Here is a 2,862-nt window from a genome sequence, read left to right as displayed (position 1 = left end):
CATCGGTAGAGGATTACGAAACATTGTTGCCGTGGAACTGCTCGCCAGAGATGCCTCGGTAAACCAGACCCTCATTTTTTGCTAGGTGGGGTTTGTGGCGCGGATACGTTCAAAACGCCGGACATGCCCCACTGCTGTCTGACGTCACCCACATTGCAGGGCTCCTGAGTCAAGCCGGTCGCTGCACGGGACAGGCACTGCTCGGTAAGCCTGGAGCGCAGATACTGAGGTGTAATAACGGGATAGCCTGCCTCAGCGCCGACGACGATGGCAGCCGGTAGCTCGGGCTGATCGTCGAGCATTCTCTTGTCGACATTTACGTTGTTGCTCAGCAGTTCGGCAAAAACAGGTTTGCGCGCGGAAGACACGTTGACGGCCACCGAAACAACATCTCCACTGTCCACGGTTCCTGAGTAAAGAGACCAGCTGTCGATGGAACCGTTGGCATACTGAACACGCAAGACATAATTACCCGGCGCGGCGGCGCCTGGAACGGCGTAGAACTCCTGTTCTTTACCGCCTATGCCCTCCATAGATGCGGTGCTTCCATCACGCGCAGTTATAAACTTTCCGTTGTAGGAGTTCTGCAGTCTGAGTACCGTCTTGCTGCCGGTGATATCTTCACGATAGCTCCATAGATGAAGGGGGGTTTGCGTGCAATTTACCATCGCCAAATTGCCGTCGATGCACTTGCCGGTCACACTATTTACAAGGTTGAATCGCTCTCCCTCACCGGCAGTCCAGCGCTGCTGAAGGGACGTTGTCGAACACCTTTCAAAGCCAGGCGTGTTGTTAGTCAGCAATGAAAGACACAGACCCGTTGGCGCAGACTGAATTCTTGCGCTCGTAAAGGCATTTGTATGAGGTGCGTCAGGAACAGGTGAAGGCTGGACAGGAGTAGCCGACAGCTCTCCATCAGTTGCAGGGATGACGTCATCTGGCAGGGGGACGTCGCGAGAGGATGAATACTGGGCGGTGGGTGCGAACACATTGCCATAGTTGGAAATGATCGGTGGATAGATCTGGCTCAGCTTCTGACTGTTATAGTCCGCGCTGGCCAGCGTAATCACCAAAGTCTGTACAGGAACGCCTTTGAGCAGAGGGACCTGCCCCGGTTGCGTCAGTTTCAGCTGCGTTCCAATGTCATGAGCCGCCTCATCAATGCCTGGATCGATCAGTTGCTCTGGAACCGCTTGCGCTTCCAAGCCTTGCGCCTGCGCAACTTTAGGAGGCGACCGATGATCATCCCACAAGTCGGCATACTGCAGGCCCGCCGGAAAGCTGCCAAAGCGCTGCTGCACTCGCAACATCTGTTGATGAGTATAGGGCGCGATGTAGTGAATCCAGTCAGCCGTGGCCGGAGGATTATCAAGGCGCAACGCTTCAAACTCATCTATTTGGGGAGCCGATGCTGTAGCGGCTGTAGATGTCGGATCAATAGGCCAGTCAGGCCGTCCCAGCGCACCCACGACATGACCGAAATAGTGATAACCAAGGTGATCGACTTCAAGCTGGTATTTCTTCGGATCGGCATGATAGTTAGGTAAGAACTTCAGATCGTATGAGCGATATGCCCAGTTTTCATAACGTGGAGGCGTGCTATGAGGCAGCCCAAGACCATGGCCAGTTTCATGCCAGAAGCCCATGGGTCTCCAAGGATAGTTGCAACTGTTTCCGCCACAACTTGCCCCTACGCCAGGCGGAAGAACAGGAATGTCATCTGGCACATCCAACAGTTGTCCGGAAATCGCCACAAACTTTCCAGGCTGCTTGTATCCAAGGTCGGAAGCTGCTCTCCAGAAAATACCCATACCGGCTTTCGCAGGTAATGTCTTGTCGCCAAACGCAGCCCACTCTCGGTAATCGCTGTCTGATGTGGAGTAACGATGAGGCTTGCCATCAGGACCACGGGCAATGATGTACGGCCAATAGCTCTGGCCCATACCAAAAACCAACTGCCTGATCGGCAACTCGGAGAATATTTCCCGGGCCGCAATTTTCGCCAGTAGCGGATTTTTTTCGATATCGTATTGATCGAGTGTGGTCTTGCAGGTGCTCTCACTCTTGAAAATACAGCCTTTGATGTTCATCAGCACCAAGCCGTCGCTTTCACTGTTCAGAAATATCATTTTAATCTTGGCCAGCGTCCCCACGTCATTCGGCCTGTCGCTTTCATAAAAGCTCAGGCTGGCGTCAGGAGAAAACTGGTTATACGGGATTGTCGCGGTGAACGCCCCTGCTCTGAATTTCGGATAAGTCCCTACAATGGGCTTTCCCGAAAACGTGTTGCTTTGGTCGTATACAGCGCTCTCGGGTGTCCAATGCGGCGGTGTCATGGGAATTACGGTGGTCACGCCCCGATAGCGCACGACCATGTTCACCGCCCTGTACTCCGTCAGCGGGGGCGGTGTATATACTACCAGCGCCTCGCGATCAGGGACCAGCAACGGATCAACTACTTTGCGCTGAGCGCTGATAGCGTGTGTTTGTGCGAAATCCACCTGCCCCAAAAAAGGTCCATCGAGATCGTTGCGCCATGCTTCGGAGGCATTGGCAGTTTGTGCTAGAGGTCCGGCGACCTCATTCGCCTGCAACATCGAGCAGACCAAAGCGCAGTTGATTGACAGTGCCAGCGAACTGAAACGCAAGAAAATCCTGTCCATGAATGAGTCCTTTCAGGAATGAGCGAACGTTGAAAAGCTGCCCTCAGCCCAGGCCAATCCATGGCTACTAACAGGTTACGACGGCAGATATCGGCTCATAGTCAACCGAGTATTTTCCTTGCTCAACTAGTGTACTGTTTTCGAAAAAATCAGCCACCAACTAACGGAAAATTCAAATCTTATCAATAGCTTAGCTTGC

Annotated in this window: 1 protein-coding gene; it reads right to left on the bottom strand. The window is 53.2% G+C overall.

Annotation, left to right across the window (positions count from 1 at the left end):
* Positions 1-71: 71 nt before the first annotated feature.
* Positions 72-2,663 carry a TagA domain-containing protein gene (locus tag DW49_RS1000000132435; RefSeq protein WP_229687605.1) on the bottom strand — a complete coding sequence of 864 codons (2,592 nt, stop codon included), beginning with the start codon at positions 2,661-2,663 and terminating at the stop codon, positions 72-74.
* Between the last annotated feature and the right edge of the window lie 199 nt (positions 2,664-2,862).

The organism is Pseudomonas avellanae BPIC 631 (genome assembly GCF_000444135.1).
Lineage (GTDB): Bacteria > Pseudomonadota > Gammaproteobacteria > Pseudomonadales > Pseudomonadaceae > Aquipseudomonas > Aquipseudomonas avellanae.
Note: the sequence above shows the minus strand (reverse complement) of the source record. Positions and strands in the feature narration are given on the sequence as shown.

Coding starts and splice junctions, on each gene's coding strand:
- DW49_RS1000000132435 (WP_229687605.1), bottom strand. CDS start 2,663: ATGGACAGGATTTTCTTGCGTTTCAGTTCGCTGGCACTGTCAATCAAC.